This is a genomic window from Pseudomonas sp. M30-35 (genome assembly GCF_002163625.1).
GTDB lineage: Bacteria > Pseudomonadota > Gammaproteobacteria > Pseudomonadales > Pseudomonadaceae > Aquipseudomonas.
Window position 1 is genome coordinate 1,476,711 of record NZ_CP020892.1, and the last position, 14,323, is coordinate 1,491,033.

Genomic DNA, 14,323 nt, shown 5'->3' on the forward strand with positions numbered 1-14,323 from the left:
ACTCCCTTTAGTGAACGTGTGCTTAGGCTTTGGATTTACCAAGCAAGAACGACAGGCTGACGAACAGCACCGAAACGCCGAGGATCAGCGTTGATACAGCGTTGATATCCGGGGTTACACCCATTCGCAGCATGCCGAAGATGAAGATCGGTAAAGTGGTGGTTCCGGCTTGGGAAACCATCATCGAGATCACGAAGTTATCCAGCGATACGATAAATGCCAGCATCAAACCGGAGAAAATCCCTGGCATCAGCAGCGGCAAGGTGACCTTGGTGAATGTCCGCCAAGGGCCTGCATACAGGTCGTTGGCGGCTTGCTCCAACGACAAATCCATGTCCTCCAGGCGTGCGCGGATTGGCAGGTAGGCGAATGGGATGCAGAACACGGTGTGCGCAATGATCAAGTTGCCGTAGCCAAGCGAAAGGCCAATGCTGGAAAACAATCCCAGAGTGGCGACACCTACGACTATCTCCGGCAGCACAAGTGGCAACATGATGGTGCCGATGGACAGGCGCATGCCTTTGAACTTAGCTCCGCGAGAGGTGCTAAGCGCGGCGAGGGTAGCGATCACTGTGGCGATTGCGCTCGCACATACGGCAATCAGCAAGCTGTTGCCAGCAGCCGAGCGTAACGCCTGGTTGCTGAAGGCCGCACGGTACCAGTCAAGGCTGAAACCGCTCCATACCGTGGCCGACTGGTTAGCATTGAACGAGTACACAACCAGTACCACGATAGGTGCGTAAAGGTAGATATAGAACAAAAAGCTGAAACTGCCGAAGCCGGGGAAGTGATGTATATCGAGCTGACGACGCTTGAATAGAGACAACATTATTTGCCCTCCCTTGCAGCGCGAAGGTGCTCGGCGCGCATTGCATAGATCATCAGCACAAGCATCACCATGGCCGTCAACGCTAGCGACAGGGCGGCGCCGAATGGCCAGTTACGGGCATCACTGAATTGCCTGAAAATCAAGTTGCCAAGCATCATCTTGGTGCCGCCGCCGAGCAGTTCGGGGGCGATCATTGCGCCAAGGCAAGGCACAAACGTAAGAATGACGCCCGCGAGGATGCCGGGCTTGGCGATCGGCAAAACAACCTTGCGCAGTGTGCGCAGGCGGCCGGAGTAGAGGTCTTGGGCGGCCTCCAGCAGCCGCATGTCCATCTTTTCCAGTGTTGCGTAGATGGGCAGCACGACGAAGGGGGCGTAGGTGTAGACCAAGCCCAGCAGCACGGCACCGTCGTTGTATAGCAGCGGTAGTGGCTGCTCGATCAGGCCCAGGCTGATTAGGCTGTTATTGATGGTGCCGGTGCCACGCAGCAGCAAAATCCAGGCGTAGGTGCGGATTAGCAGATTGGCCCAGAACGGTATGGTGATAAGGAAAATCAGCAGCCCACGGCGATGCAGTGGCTGCATGGCCAGCCACACTGCTACCGGAAAGCCAATCAGCAAGGTAATCAGCGTGGTCGCGGCGGCAATACCGAGCGAGCGCAGGGCGATAATTAGGTAGGAGTCGGTGAAAGCCAAGCTGTCGTCGAGTTGGCGTTCAAATAGCAGAGAGGTGTAGGCCTCGCTGCTGAACACATGGTCAACGCCGCCGTAAGGGTTGGCTTGCATCAGGGAGTAGGCGCCGATGATCAGGATCGGCACGATCAAAAACAGGCCAATGGCAAGCATTGCGGGCGACACACCGATTAGGTTGCCTAAAGTTTGGCGGCGCGCTAACGCGTTGCCGGGACGTACAGTTGGGGGCGTCATTGTTCGCTCCTTGGCTCAGTCCAGCAGCACACTGGCGCTTTCACGGTCAAATTGCAGACCGAGGCGCTGCCCCGGAACGAAACATTGGCTTTGCCCAGCTCTATTCGGTGCACGCACCCGTAGGCATGTGCCGTCAGTAAGGCTCACTTGGTATTGCAAGTCCGTACCGAGGTAGACCTGTTCTGTCAGCGTGCATGGCGTTGTTTCAGGGCTGTCGATTGCGACTAATTGCAAGCGCTCCGGGCGGATTGATAAGGTCACCTGTGCACCCTGACGTAGGCCTTCGCGACTTGCGGTGCGCATCAGATGGCCACCAGGAATGCGCAACAGAGCATGATCGTCGGCGAGCTTGTCGACCTGCGCTGAGAGGAAGTTGGTCTCGCCTATAAAGTCGGCAACGAAACGATTGTTGGGCTGTTCGTAAATATCCGACGGCCGCCCAACTTGCTGTACTTGGCCTTCGGCGAGCACGGCAATGCGGTCAGACATCGTCAGTGCTTCTTCTTGATCATGGGTCACGAAAATGAAGGTGATTCCGGTTTTGCCTTGGATTGTCTTGAGTTCCTCGCGCATGGCCTGGCGTAGTTTTAGGTCCAGTGCCGAAAGCGGCTCATCAAGTAGCAGAACTTTAGGGTGGGGAGCGAGCGCGCGGGCCAGTGCTACGCGTTGTTGCTGCCCTCCGGAGAGCTGGGATGGCCGACGTTCAGCAAAATCTTCCATCTGCACAAGGGCAAGCATCTCGCGAATCCGCTCCGCGACGGCTGCCTTGCCTAAGCGTTTGCCCATGGGATGCGATTCAAGGCCAAAGGCGAGGTTTTCAGTGATGCTCATGTGTGGGAACAGCGCGTAGTGCTGGAATACGGTGTTTACCGGGCGTTCATACGGCGGTCGGTCAGCGATATTCTCGCCATAGAGCAGAATCTCACCGGCGCTAGGGAATTCGAAGCCTGCAATCATTCGCAGTAAGGTGGTTTTGCCACAACCAGAGGGGCCGAGTAGGGTGAAAAATTCGTTGTCTTGAATATCCAGATCGACATTTTTTAGCGCCGCAGGACCTGTGTGCGGATCGCCATAGACTTTGCGTACCGAGCGAATTGATACGGCTGCCGTCTGCAAACTGTGCAGGGCATTCATGGTCATACCTCCGATTCCCTCCCCGCCGATGCTTGGGCATGCCGGGGGTTTTAATTGTTGTGGCAGGGATTAAGAAAATATCTAGGCAGCGGTTTTTGTAATGGGGCTGCTGAAGACGAGTGTGTCCAGATTGCGGTTGTGAGAAAAGCTCAATTTGTTTACCGTTGCTGTTAATAAATTTAATAGCAACGTGAAGGGCCAACATGACAACATCACGCCTGCCACCGCTTAACGCAGTGCGCGCCTTTGAAGCAGCGGGGCGTCTAGGCAGCTATGTTGCAGCTTCTAAATCATTGCACGTAACTCAACCAGCAATCGGTCGACATGTGCGCCTGCTGGAAGATTGGCTTGGCGTACAGCTGCTTGAGCGCACTTCACGTGGGGTCAGCCTGACCCCGGCTGGGCAGCGTTACTTCGACAAGATTTCCACGGCGTTGCAACAGATTGCCGAGGCCAGTTTGGAGCTGACACCTGGTGGCGCGGCGCGCTGGCTGAAAATCCTGGTGGTTCCGGCATTTGCCAAGCGCTGGCTGATGCCTCATCTGGATGCGTTGCGTCAGGAGCGGCCAGGGCTGAAAGTGGCGATTGAACCGAACCCGACCTTTACCGAGGTCGATGCCAACGTGGCCAGCCTGGGGATTGTATATGGCATGCCCGGCGATTTTGCTCAGAGTCAGGGCATGTTGCTCCATCCCCAAGTATTTCCCGTGTGCTCACCCGCCTATTTAGAGGCGCATGGCCCGCTACAAGGTATTGAGGAGTTGGTGCAGCACGAATTGATTCACGTCGACGAAGGTACTTGGTGGAACGCTTGGCTCGCGGCAAACAGTCAAACGTTTCGGGTCAGTTCAGAGGTGCGTTATGTGAGTAACGACCATGCCTTGTCGATGGCGGAGGCGGGCGCCGGTATTGCGCTGGCCAATGATGTGCTGGTGCGCAAAGAGCTTGAGTCCGGTCTGTTGGTTAGGCCACTGCGCAATCAGGTGCGCTTGGATAGCTACCAGTTACTGATTCCATCGGGGCCGCGAAGTGCTGATATGCAGTGGTTTGAAGTCTGGCTGAAAACCATATTGGCCAGGGAGTTTCCCGAGGCCATTCCCGGTAATGCAGAGCAGTTAGAAAACTAGGGTGAATCTCTGATATTGAGCTGACGCGCAGTAATGCTTGGGCATAGTTTCGGGTTGTAGTTGCCAACATAGGGATTGCTCCAGCCCATCACACAGCCGAGTAATTGGTTGCGTTGGCGCTCCCAGTTTTTAACCGGATAGGTGCGATTCCAGACGCTGTACAGTTGTCGGTTCTTTTTCGATAGACGCAGTTTGTAGCGGTCGCTCATGTAGAGGTAGGTGCGGGCGATCATGCCGCGCACCGATTTACGTGGCATTGCGACCCTGGCCTTGAAATCCACCACCATTGGGCAGGCGCCATATTGGCTGGGGGATTGCGGTAGCCAGCCATAGCGAAAGTTACTGCGATCACCGTTGATTTCGCCGATGCCGGGGACCAGATTGAACAAGTCAGCCTCCGCGCGCTGGTAAACCTTGTCGTTCTTCGAGCAGTTCTTGCGCCCGCCTTGTTGCCAGCATTGGCGCTGGTGACCGATTTCCCAGGCTGAGACGATGTGCTCCCATTCGATACGAGAAGCCCGATTACGGTTTTTACGTGGAATGTAGCCGCAACTCTTCAGGTCGATCCGTTTACCGCTGAATTTGCAGCCGCAGTAAAACTCGGTCGATTGCTTGGCGTAGAGCTTCCAACCAATCTTCTTTGCCTCGCTAAACGTGCGTGGCGGGCTTGCCCAAATGCTGCTGCACACCAGCAGGCAGACAAGGCTAATGATCAAGCGAATAAACATGCAGCTTCGTCCAAAAGGATCGCATCATAACAACCACTGAGCATTTGCCAAGTCTGGTTAAGTGTTTGTATATGCTGGCAAATTAACTTTTCAGACGGCTTTGATGACGATTGGCTCGGGACGTTTTTTACTTCCATCCATCAGGCGTTGGACGTGCCTCTGACGTGCGCGGGCTGCATCGGGTAGACTTGCCGCCTATTTGATCAGCCAAGAAGCTCGCCCATGGCCCTGCCTTCCACTACGTACAAAATTGAGTTGAACCTTACCGACATCGATCGTGGGGTTTACCAAAACCTGCGTTTCACGGTTGCCAGGCATCCGTCTGAGACGGAAGAGCGTCTGGCTGTGCGCCTGATTGCCTACGCATTGTTCTATGACGAGAAGCTGGCATTTGGCCGTGGCCTGTCGGATGTTGATGAGCCGGCGTTGTGGGAAAAAAGTCTGGATGACCGTGTGCTGCACTGGATTGAAGTGGGTCAGCCAGACAGTGACCGCATCACCTGGTGTTCACGGCGTACCGAGAAATTCAGTTTGATTGCCTACGGCAGCCTGCGCGTTTGGCAGACCAAGGTGCTGGCGCCAGTGCTTAGCCTGAAGAACATCAATGTGGTCGCGCTGGGTCAGGAAGAATTGGCCGACTTGGCGCTGGATATGCCGCGTGCGTTGAACTGGAGCGTCATGATCAGTGATGGCGAGTTGTTCGTCACCGACGAGCGCGGCCAACATGAAATACCAATGGAATGGCTCAAGGGCGAGCGCTAGACACTGGTATTGCTGAGGGAGAACAGCGCGTGTTCCCCCTCAGTTGTTTTATCTGTCAGCCGCTTATTTTATTGGCTTGGATGCAATCAAGACATCCAGAACTTGATAAACGAGTCGAAAGACAGCGCCACACCAACGCAGGTCGCAACGACCGCAAGAATACCGAAACCGAGCATCCAGTTAGGGTGGTGGTAGTCCTTGCCGACAATGTTCGGTTTTTTCGCCGCAATCAGAATGCAACCCAGTGCCAGTGGCAACACTAAGGCGTTGAGCGTGCCAGCAACCACCAGCACTTTGACCGGTTGGCCAACCAGGCTGTAAATCAGGGTTGAACAGACGATAAAGGCGATCACCACGCGTTGATTGTGACGCTTGATGCTTTCATGCAATGAGTACATAAAGCTGACGCTGGTGTACGCCGCGCCAATCACCGAAGTGATTGAAGCCGCGAGCAGCACGATGCCGAATATTTTGTAGCCAATGGTGCCCATCGAGTGTGAGAACACCGAGGCGGCTGGGTTGCCCGGATCAAGAAGCAAGCCCTGGCTGACCACGCCAAGTGCAGCGAGAAACAAGCACACACGGACGGCGCCGGTGGTGGCGATACCGATTACCGCAGCACGCGTGACTTCGCCGACGTTTTCGATACCGGTGATTCCTGCATCAACCAGACGATGGCCGCCGGAGAAGGAGATGTAGCCGCCAACGGTACCGCCAACCAGCGTTACGATTGGCAGCAGCAAGAGCATCGGATCATCTGGGTTAATGCTCTGCGACAAGGCCTCAAGCAGTGGTGGATTAGATTGCAGCATGGCGTAGCCGATCATGCACAGCATCACCAGCCCCAGTAATTGCATGACTTTGTCCATGACCCGCGCGGCATTGCGCATCATGAAAATACCGATGATGGCAACTGCTGCGATGATTGAGCCAATCACCGGTGGCACACCAAACAGCACGTTCATGGCCAAGCCAGCGCCACCAATGTTGCCGATGTTGAAGGCGATACCGCCGAGCACGATAAACCCTGAAATCAGATGGCCAACGCCGGGTAGAACCTTGTTGGCGACGTCTTGGCCACGCAGATTGGAGACGCTGAGTACGCGCCAGATATTCAGTTGTGCGCCGATATCAATCAGCAATGAGATAAGGATGGCAAACGCGAAGCTGGCCATGTATTTGGCGGTGAACAACGAAGTCTGGGTGAGAAACGCCGGACCAATCGATGAGGTCGCCATAATGAAAATCGCGCCGCGCATAACGCTTCGCTGGTGCCCGGGGACGGTGTCGAGGGTGCTTGCCGTTGGTTGCATGATTACCTTCTTTTTTTTGGAGTTTGGCAGGGCGTTTTTAGAAAATCGGTACAGCCTGAATTGTTATTTTGTAGAGCCTTAAGGTTTCTTAAATCACGCCCAGCTGCTCATTGCGGACATCACAAATAAGCATATGACCAGGTGCGTGAGTAATTGCCAGCGCCGGTTTGCTGTGCATGGCGACTGCTTGTGGAGTAACCCCACAGGCCCAGAACACGGGTACTTCACCTTCGTTGAGCGTTGATGCGCAGCCAAAGTCAGGCTGTGCCAGATCGTTAATCCCCAATGCCGCCGGATCGCCAATGTGTACGGGGGCGCCATGCACACCGGGAAAACGCGACGTCACCTGGACTGCTCGTACCACCTTGTTGGCGGGCATCGGGCGCATGCTCACCACCATCGGGCCGCTGAACTGGCCTGCTGGACGGCACTGGCGATTGCTGATGTACATGGGCACGTTGTGGTTGTCTTCGATATGCCTGACCGGTACGTCATTGGCCAATAGCGCGCTTTCAAAGCTGAAGCTGCAACCAATCAGAAAGGCGACCATGTCGTCTTGCCAGTGAGCGCAGATATCGCTGACTTCCGTGTCGAGCACGCCGTGGCGGTATATCCGGTATTTGGGCAAATCAGTGCGAATGTCTGCACCCGGTGCGGCGTAGCGCGAAACAGCTGAGCCTACATCGGTTACATCCAGCAGCGGGCAGGCTTGCGGGTTGCGCTGGCAGAACAATAAAAAGTCATAGGCCTGCGCTTGATTAACAATCAATAAATTCGCCTGAGCAAAACCAGCAGCCAGTCCCGCTGTTGGGCCGGTAAATTCTCCGAGGCGAATTTTCTGGCGTAATTGTTCAGGGCTCAAATTGTGTAATGGCTGCATGGTCGAATCTCCGCAAGCCGTTAAACCCACTGAGTGAGTAGCTGTTTGTGTAGGCGTTGAGCTGTTTCCAGCGCCATGGGGTTAAGCTGCAACTCGGTGCCCGGTAAACACTGAGCCAGCTGCGCGACTGCGGATGGCGTCAGCGCACCAAGGCGCGGATAACCACCAATGGTTTGCCGGTCGTTGAGCAGCACAATCGGCTGGCCATCGCTCGGAACTTGAATGGCGCCAAGTGGCACACCTTCAGACACCATCTGCTGGCGCTCACAGCGCAATGCCGGACCGAGCAAACGAATGCCCATGCGGTCTGCGCGCTGATCAACCTGCCAGGTGCTGTTGAATGCATCGAACAAGCTTTGCCCGCTGAAATCAGCAATCTGCGCACCCAAAATCACCGGGAGGATAATGCTCGCTGGGCGTTGCGGCGTTTGTTGCGCGCTCAACTGTCGTGGCGTGGGGATAGCTTTGGGGGTGTGCCATTGCAGGCGATCATTGGCTTGCAGCGACTGACCATCACCGTGCAAGCCGCCGAGCTGGTCGCGCTTCACACTCGAACAACTGCCCAGTACTTGCGGGGCGACAAAGCCACCGGGTGCTGCGATATAGGCGCGTACACCATCGACTGGGGTTTGAAAACGCAGGCGTTGACCCCTGCGCACGGTGAAACTGCACCAAGGTGCAAGCGGTTGCCCATCAAGCTGGGCGCCAAGGTCTGCGCCACACAGCGCAAGGCACGTATCGGTTTCAGCAAGTAATTCAAGATTGCCGAGAGTGATCTCAATCACGGCGGCGTTGAGTGGGTTACCCAGCAGCCAGTTGGCCCAGTTTTGCGCGATCCAGTCAGCGCCGCCGCCTTGGGTTACGCCGAGATGACGCACGCCAATGCGCCCGGTGTCTTGCAGGTTGGCGAGGGCGCCACTGCGTTCAATCAACAGGCTCATGATTTAGCCTCAAACGGTGTGTCATCGCCGCCCAGCTTGATAAATTCGGCATGATCAATGGGGACGAAGCGAACGCGGTCACCGGGCTGCAGCAAGCTGTAGCCATCCAATTCACGGTCAAACAAGCGAGCAGGGCTGCGCCCGATCAGGTTCCAGCCGCCCGGCGATTGCAGCGGATAAATAGCAGTTTGCCGATCAGCAATACCCAGGCTGCCCGCCGGTACTTGTTGGCGCGGAGTGCTCAACCGCGGGCTGGCGAGCACTTCATCGACCAGGCCCATAAAGGCATAGCCGGGCGCAAAGCCCAAGGCGAATACCTGATAAGTGTGTTCGCTGTGCAGTTTGATAACACCCGCATCACCGAGCCCGGTGCGTTCGCCGATGGCTTGCAGTTCAGGGCCCACGCTGCGCTGGTACCACACGGGAATTTGTTGTTCGCGTCCGGCTTTGCTGGCTTGCGGTTGTAAGTCAGTTAACGCCTGTTGAATCAGTGTGCGTGCCTGGCGGTCGTCAATTTGCTTCAGGTCATATTGCAGCAATACGGTGGTGTAGGAGGGGACCAGCTCAAGCAGCGCGCCAGCGAATGTCTCGCGCAGGCGCTCTGTTGCAGCCAGCAGCCACGGCATGTTGTCTTCTGCAATCTCGTCGAACAGGCGCAGCATCAAGCTGTCAATGGCGACGACTTCAATGCGCAACTTCATGCAGGAAGTGCCTTCAAGGCTGCGCGGATTTTTTCTACCGCGGCGACTGAGCCAGCGTTATCACCATGCACACAAAGGGTGTCGGCGCGAAGCTGCAAGGCGCTGCCATCTTCGGCAATCAACGCAGTGCCAGTGGCGAGGTCGGTGGCTTGTTTGATGATGGTTTCAGCTTGGTGATGAACCGAGCCCGGTTTGGCGCGAGAGACCAGCATTCCGGCGGCGTCATAGGCGCGGTCGGCAAATACTTCGAACCACAGCTTGATCCCGATTTCATCTGCAAGACGCTGGCTGGCGCTGTTGTCGCGGGTCGACATCAACATCAGTGGCAACTCAGGATTGTAGCGGGCGACAGCCTGCATGACAGCACGCAGCGAGTCCGGGTTGCGCATCATGTCGTTGTACATGGCGCCGTGCGGTTTGACGTAACTGACTTGCGTGCCTTCAGCGCGGCAAATGCCTTCGAGCGCGCCAATTTGGTAGAGCAGCATGTCTTCAATTTCCTGCGGACTGCAGGCCATCGAACGACGCCCAAAACCGACCAGGTCGGGATAGGCCGGGTGCGCGCCGATACGTACTTGATGGGCCACCGCAAGCGCCACTGTACGGCGCATGATGCTGGGGTCGGAGGCGTGAAAGCCACAGGCAATATTGGCACAGTCGATAAATGGCATAACCTCGGCATCGAGGCCCATGCGCCATGCGCCAAAGCTTTCACCGATATCGCAATTGAGCAGTAAACGACTCATTGAAATCCCCTGTTTATTATTGGCGTTCAAAAGGCGAACTAGAATTTCTTTGACAAAACGATGATATTTTATCGATAAAACGTCAACGTATTTTTCATAAGAATCTTCCGATCAGCCGTCTGCCGGACAAACGGCTTTGTTGTATGCTTGCCTGCAGCCACCCGCTAAAGCAGCAAAAAAACCTCAAGAAACCTAGGCTTAAAAACGGATTTCAGATGACCGACGGCAACTCTTCACGGACCCCGCGCAGCTCTATTGTGGCCTCCAGTCACCTTGCGGAGCAGTCGCAAGAGCTTTCGCAGATGGAGTTCGGCATGATCATCGCGGGCAATGCATTTATGCGCTGGATGGAGCGCTGCATGAAGGCCGCGGGTGGCGTTGAAATGAATGCACTCGATGTGATGGTGCTGCACAACCTGGTAAGTCGTGGCCGGGCCAAGCGCCAGGCAGACATCTGCCTACTGTTAAATATAGAAGACACCCACACAGTTACCTACGCCCTGAAAAAACTCAGCAAGCTGGGTTTTGTCGTGGGTGAAAAGCAAGGTAAGGAAATGTTCTATCAGGCCACTGAAAAGGGGCTTGAACTCTGTGCTGAATACACCGAGATTCGCCAAGAGTGTCTGATCTCAGCCTTTGAGAATCTCAATATTAACCCCGAGGAAATTCATCGCCTCGCGGGTATGCTACGGGCGATGTCCGGGCTTTATGACCAAGCCGCACGTGCTGCGACCTCTCTGTAAACTGTACAAGTGTTTCGTTGTGCAGCCATCCTGGATACTGATTAATGCGTATTGAACCTCGTCCACTGCCAGACATTCTGCCTGATCTGGGCAGCTTGCCACCTTTGCTGACGCGTCTGTATGCCGCGCGCGGTGTGCAAACAATCGCTGAGTTGGATAAAGGCTTGGCGCGGCTGATTCCCTACCAGCAACTCAAAGGCATCGATGCCGCGGTTGATTTGTTGGTGACTGGCCTTGAACAGCGCCAACGCATGCTGATCGTCGGAGACTTCGATGCTGATGGCGCCACGGCCAGTACGGTCGGTGTGCTGGGCTTGCGGATGCTGGGTGCTGCCCACGTCGATTACCTGGTACCCAATCGCTTCGAATATGGCTACGGCCTGACGCCGGAAATCGTTGCCGTAGCGCTTGAGCGCGAACCGCAATTGCTGATCACCGTTGACAATGGCATCTCCAGCGTTGACGGCGTGGCAGCGGCTAAAGCCGCTGGGCTGACTGTATTGATCACTGACCATCACTTGCCCGGGCCAGAGTTACCGGCGGCGGATGCCATCGTTAACCCCAACCAGCCTGGCTGTGAGTTTCCGAGTAAAGCCTTGGCCGGTGTTGGGGTTATGTTTTACGTGCTGCTGGCGCTGCGTGCGCGCTTGCGGACGAATGGCTGGTTTACCAATCAAGCCATCCAAGAGCCGAATTTGGCTGAACTGCTTGATTTGGTTGCATTGGGCAGTGTTGCTGACGTGGTACCACTGGATGCCAATAACCGCATCCTGGTGCACCAGGGTTTAGCGCGGATTCGTGCCGGTCGTGCGCGTCCCGGCCTGCGCGCGGTGCTTGAGGTTGCAGGGCGCCAATACGGACGGATTACCTCTACTGATCTGGGCTTTATTCTTGGGCCACGCTTAAATGCTGCTGGGCGTCTGGATGATATGAGCCTCGGTATCGAGTGCCTGTTATGTGAAGACGAAGCGCTGGCGCGCGATATGGCTGTGGAGCTTGATCAACTCAATCAGGACCGCAAAAGCATCGAACAAGGCATGCAGCGCGAAGCCTTGGCGCAACTCAAGGATTTGCCGATTGAAGACATGCCGTTTGGTTTGTGTCTATTCGAACCAGACTGGCATCAGGGCGTCATTGGGATTCTCGCCTCGCGTCTGAAAGAGCGCTATCACCGACCAACCATTGCCTTCGCCGACGCTGGCGATGGTGCGTTAAAAGGCTCGGCGCGTTCGGTGCCAGGTTTTCATATTCGCGATGCGCTGGACGCAGTTGCAGCCAAGCATCCGGGGTTGATCAGCAAGTTTGGCGGCCATGCGATGGCGGCGGGCTTGTCCTTGCCAGAGCTTAACTTTCCGGCATTTGCCGAGGCATTCGATCACGAGGTGCGCCGTCAGTTGGTTGAGGATGATCTCACCGGCCGCTTGTTTTCAGATGGAACCCTGTCGCTTGCGGAGTACAACCTTGAACTGGCGCGTGCGCTGCGTAATGCCGGGCCTTGGGGGCAACATTTCCCAGAGCCGCTTTTTCATGGTGCATTCCAGCTTGTGCAGCAGCGCTTGGTGGGTGAGAAGCACCTGAAAATGGTTTTGAAAACCGAATGTGGCGGACAAACCCTAGATGCCATCGCATTCAATATCGACCGCGACCAGTGGCCGAACCCGACCGTACGCTGGGTCGAACTGGCCTACAAACTTGACGTGAACGAATACCGTGGGAATGAGACGGTGCAACTGTTGGTTGCCCATCTGGCAGCCCGCTAAAGAGCCGCTGCGGCCATAATGGCTGGGCTGTGGCAACGCTCAGCTGCATTGATTGTGCGTCCATACTCCGCAATATTTCGATGCACTCTGTTTATAGGCTCTGCGCAACTGATGCGCTTAAATCCGGTCAACTTATTTAGACCTTCAGGTTTATAACGCCTTCAGACTCAGCGCGGAGAGTGCAATGAACACACGTGGACTGCTCGATCAATTACTCAAGTCGGGCCAAGACCTGATGCAACAAAAGTCATCAGGCCAGCAGAGCTCCAATAACCAGGGTTCGAACTCAAGCGGTGGTTTGAGCGATGTTTTGGGTGGCGTTTTGGGCAAGTCGGGCTCATCCGGTGGTTTGGGCAGCTTACTCTCTGGTGCAGGTGGCGGCGCGCTGGCGGCAGGCGCGATGGGATTGTTGCTGGGCAATAAAAAGGCACGCAAATTTGGCGGTAAAGCCCTGACATACGGCGGCTTGGCAGCACTTGGCGTGATTGCTTACAAAGCCTACGGCAACTGGCAATCCCAGCAAGCAGGTGTGCAGCAAGAACCGCAAACTATCGATCGCTTGCCCGCGCCAGAAGCAGAGATTCACAGCCAAGGCATTCTTAAAGCATTAGTGGCAGCAGCCAAGGCTGATGGCCATGTCGATGCCCGCGAACGTCAGTTGATTGAAGGTGAGCTAAGCAAGCTGGCTGATGATCAAACATTACAGCGCTGGCTTGAGGCTGAGTTGAATAAGCCACTGGATCCGGCCGATGTGGCACGCGCCGCAACTACGCCAGAAATGGCTGCAGAAATGTATATCGCCAGTGTGCTGATGGTGGATGAAGAGCACTTTATGGAACGGGCCTATCTTGAAGAGTTGGCACGTCAACTCAAACTTGAGCCGGCATTGAAGCAGGAGCTGGAGGCGCAGGTGAGAGCTGAGCTTACTCAGGCTTAAATTACTGCGTCAGCCTGACTCCCTTCTGCCAGCTGACTCAAATTAGGCAGAAGGGGAAGGCGGCTCAAAGCTATTTGCTTGGGGCTGCATTGCTTGCTTCATCAGCCACGTAGGCTGTTTTACCTTGAGCGAGGAAGAGGCGCGACCACACGCTCATCAGAATCGCACAGTTGGTTAACTCTTCTTTCTCGGTTGCGCTGTAGCCGACCGCATCAAGTTGCGCGTATACGACTGGCATGGCGGCGTTATCCACCTTGGCCAATGCTTCGGCATAAGCCAGCGCCGCGCGCTCTTTATCGCTAAACAGTTCACTGCGACGCCAAGTGGATATCGAGCTGACCTTGGCCGGTGCGATACCCGACTCAAGTGCGTCTTTGGTGTGGAATACGACGCAGTAATTGCAGTTGTCCACCTGGCCGACACGCAGCCGTACCATCTCCGCGATTTGCGGTGCCAGCTTCAATGATTTGTTGCGCGAGCCGTAGTTCTTGGCCCATTGAGTGGGCAGCTTTAGGTAGTTGGACTCGTTGGTTGACAGGCGCGTGGTCTTGAAAGCGATGTTGTCAAAACTTTGGTGGGTGATATCGGCAGCGCTGGCGGTGCCTACAACGCCTGCCAAAATGCAGGCGGCTAGGGTAATGGTCTTGCGTATCATTTTTCACAGTTCCTTTGCTTGATCAATCCGCATAACGCGTGCGCGCTAAGCTCCATTTTGCGCGGGCTCATAGTACTTAGGATGATTCACCGCCACAAGGCAAGCAGCTTGCCCGCCTGTTTCAACCTGTGCGCGGCAGTT

At 55.5% G+C, this 14,323-nt stretch carries 15 protein-coding genes; 5 read left to right on the forward strand and 10 right to left on the reverse strand.

Translation table 11 applies throughout. From position 1 onward, the window contains the following. Positions 1-22: 22 nt before the first annotated feature. Genes B9K09_RS06895 through B9K09_RS06905 form a run of 3 tightly spaced genes read right to left on the reverse strand, consistent with a single transcriptional unit; the run spans position 23 to position 2,889 of the window. Positions 23-829, reverse strand: a complete 807-nt coding sequence (locus B9K09_RS06895; RefSeq protein ID WP_087516113.1) for an ABC transporter permease — start codon at positions 827-829, stop codon at positions 23-25. Beyond that, on the reverse strand, positions 829-1,755 hold the full coding sequence (locus B9K09_RS06900) for an ABC transporter permease (RefSeq protein ID WP_087516114.1): 927 nt from the start codon (positions 1,753-1,755) through the stop codon (positions 829-831). The genes B9K09_RS06895 and B9K09_RS06900 overlap by 1 nt, the downstream gene beginning before the upstream one ends. 15 nt (positions 1,756-1,770) lie before the next feature. Next, the gene (locus B9K09_RS06905; RefSeq protein WP_087516115.1) at positions 1,771-2,889 is read right to left on the reverse strand and encodes an ABC transporter ATP-binding protein; all 1,119 of its coding nucleotides are present in this window, start codon (positions 2,887-2,889) and stop codon (positions 1,771-1,773) included. 203 nt (positions 2,890-3,092) lie between these two features. Between B9K09_RS06905 and B9K09_RS06910 the strand changes: the two genes are divergently transcribed. After that, a complete protein-coding gene (locus tag B9K09_RS06910; protein WP_087516116.1) occupies positions 3,093-4,016 on the forward strand; it encodes a LysR substrate-binding domain-containing protein in 924 nt (307 codons plus the stop codon). On the opposite strand, the gene B9K09_RS06915 is transcribed toward B9K09_RS06910, so the two are convergent. Next, complete coding sequence (locus B9K09_RS06915) at positions 4,013-4,744, reverse strand: endonuclease (protein WP_087516117.1); 732 nt, start codon at positions 4,742-4,744, stop codon at positions 4,013-4,015. The two genes, B9K09_RS06910 and B9K09_RS06915, sit on opposite strands and share 4 nt — an antisense overlap. Positions 4,745-4,966: 222 nt before the next feature. Here B9K09_RS06915 and B9K09_RS06920 point away from each other — a divergent pair, with 222 nt between their 5' ends. After that, positions 4,967-5,506 (forward strand): YaeQ family protein, encoded by a 540-nt coding sequence (locus B9K09_RS06920; RefSeq protein ID WP_087516118.1) that lies wholly within the window; start codon positions 4,967-4,969, stop codon positions 5,504-5,506. An 86-nt stretch (positions 5,507-5,592) separates the two neighbouring features. Here the strand turns inward: B9K09_RS06920 and B9K09_RS06925 are convergent, their stop codons facing one another. The 5 genes from B9K09_RS06925 to B9K09_RS06945 form a co-directional block, all read right to left on the reverse strand. After that, positions 5,593-6,819, reverse strand: coding sequence for an NRAMP family divalent metal transporter (locus B9K09_RS06925; protein WP_087516119.1), 1,227 nt, complete (start codon positions 6,817-6,819; stop codon positions 5,593-5,595). Between the two features lie 88 nt (positions 6,820-6,907). Then, on the reverse strand, positions 6,908-7,699 hold the full coding sequence (locus tag B9K09_RS06930; RefSeq protein WP_087516120.1) for a putative hydro-lyase: 792 nt from the start codon (positions 7,697-7,699) through the stop codon (positions 6,908-6,910). A gap of 20 nt (positions 7,700-7,719) precedes the next feature. Next, positions 7,720-8,640: a biotin-dependent carboxyltransferase family protein gene (locus B9K09_RS06935; RefSeq protein ID WP_087516121.1), complete on the reverse strand. Its 921-nt coding sequence runs from the start codon at positions 8,638-8,640 to the stop codon at positions 7,720-7,722. Further along, entirely contained in the window at positions 8,637-9,341 is a 705-nt protein-coding gene (gene pxpB, locus B9K09_RS06940; protein ID WP_087516122.1) for a 5-oxoprolinase subunit PxpB, read from the reverse strand. Before pxpB ends, B9K09_RS06935 begins: the two co-directional genes overlap by 4 nt. After that, complete coding sequence (locus tag B9K09_RS06945) at positions 9,338-10,087, reverse strand: 5-oxoprolinase subunit PxpA (protein WP_087516123.1); 750 nt, start codon at positions 10,085-10,087, stop codon at positions 9,338-9,340. The genes pxpB and B9K09_RS06945 overlap by 4 nt, the downstream gene beginning before the upstream one ends. Before the next feature lie 215 nt (positions 10,088-10,302). Here B9K09_RS06945 and B9K09_RS06950 point away from each other — a divergent pair, with 215 nt between their 5' ends. From B9K09_RS06950 to B9K09_RS06960, 3 genes are all read left to right on the forward strand, one after another. Beyond that, positions 10,303-10,830 carry a winged helix DNA-binding protein gene (locus B9K09_RS06950; protein WP_087516124.1) on the forward strand — a complete coding sequence of 176 codons (528 nt, stop codon included), beginning with the start codon at positions 10,303-10,305 and terminating at the stop codon, positions 10,828-10,830. 44 nt (positions 10,831-10,874) lie between these two features. After that, entirely contained in the window at positions 10,875-12,590 is a 1,716-nt protein-coding gene (gene recJ, locus B9K09_RS06955) for a single-stranded-DNA-specific exonuclease RecJ (protein ID WP_087516125.1), read from the forward strand. Positions 12,591-12,774: 184 nt separating this feature from the next. Beyond that, entirely contained in the window at positions 12,775-13,527 is a 753-nt protein-coding gene (locus B9K09_RS06960; protein ID WP_087516126.1) for a tellurite resistance TerB family protein, read from the forward strand. Between the two features lie 70 nt (positions 13,528-13,597). Here the strand turns inward: B9K09_RS06960 and B9K09_RS06965 are convergent, their stop codons facing one another. Further along, complete coding sequence (locus B9K09_RS06965; RefSeq protein ID WP_087516127.1) at positions 13,598-14,182, reverse strand: carboxymuconolactone decarboxylase family protein; 585 nt, start codon at positions 14,180-14,182, stop codon at positions 13,598-13,600. Between the last annotated feature and the right edge of the window lie 141 nt (positions 14,183-14,323).

What these genes read in the sequence shown, in the direction of transcription:
- B9K09_RS06895 (WP_087516113.1), bottom strand. Translation starts at nt 829, where the DNA reads ATGTTGTCTCTATTCAAGCGTCGTCAGCTCGATATACATCACTTCCCC.
- B9K09_RS06900 (WP_087516114.1), bottom strand. Translation starts at nt 1,755, where the DNA reads ATGACGCCCCCAACTGTACGTCCCGGCAACGCGTTAGCGCGCCGCCAA.
- B9K09_RS06905 (WP_087516115.1), bottom strand. Translation starts at nt 2,889, where the DNA reads ATGAATGCCCTGCACAGTTTGCAGACGGCAGCCGTATCAATTCGCTCG.
- B9K09_RS06910 (WP_087516116.1), top strand. Translation starts at nt 3,093, where the DNA reads ATGACAACATCACGCCTGCCACCGCTTAACGCAGTGCGCGCCTTTGAA.
- B9K09_RS06915 (WP_087516117.1), bottom strand. Translation starts at nt 4,744, where the DNA reads ATGTTTATTCGCTTGATCATTAGCCTTGTCTGCCTGCTGGTGTGCAGC.
- B9K09_RS06920 (WP_087516118.1), top strand. Translation starts at nt 4,967, where the DNA reads ATGGCCCTGCCTTCCACTACGTACAAAATTGAGTTGAACCTTACCGAC.
- B9K09_RS06925 (WP_087516119.1), bottom strand. Translation starts at nt 6,819, where the DNA reads ATGCAACCAACGGCAAGCACCCTCGACACCGTCCCCGGGCACCAGCGA.
- B9K09_RS06930 (WP_087516120.1), bottom strand. Translation starts at nt 7,699, where the DNA reads ATGCAGCCATTACACAATTTGAGCCCTGAACAATTACGCCAGAAAATT.
- B9K09_RS06935 (WP_087516121.1), bottom strand. Translation starts at nt 8,640, where the DNA reads ATGAGCCTGTTGATTGAACGCAGTGGCGCCCTCGCCAACCTGCAAGAC.
- pxpB (WP_087516122.1), bottom strand. Translation starts at nt 9,341, where the DNA reads ATGAAGTTGCGCATTGAAGTCGTCGCCATTGACAGCTTGATGCTGCGC.
- B9K09_RS06945 (WP_087516123.1), bottom strand. Translation starts at nt 10,087, where the DNA reads ATGAGTCGTTTACTGCTCAATTGCGATATCGGTGAAAGCTTTGGCGCA.
- B9K09_RS06950 (WP_087516124.1), top strand. Translation starts at nt 10,303, where the DNA reads ATGACCGACGGCAACTCTTCACGGACCCCGCGCAGCTCTATTGTGGCC.
- recJ (WP_087516125.1), top strand. Translation starts at nt 10,875, where the DNA reads ATGCGTATTGAACCTCGTCCACTGCCAGACATTCTGCCTGATCTGGGC.
- B9K09_RS06960 (WP_087516126.1), top strand. Translation starts at nt 12,775, where the DNA reads ATGAACACACGTGGACTGCTCGATCAATTACTCAAGTCGGGCCAAGAC.
- B9K09_RS06965 (WP_087516127.1), bottom strand. Translation starts at nt 14,182, where the DNA reads ATGATACGCAAGACCATTACCCTAGCCGCCTGCATTTTGGCAGGCGTT.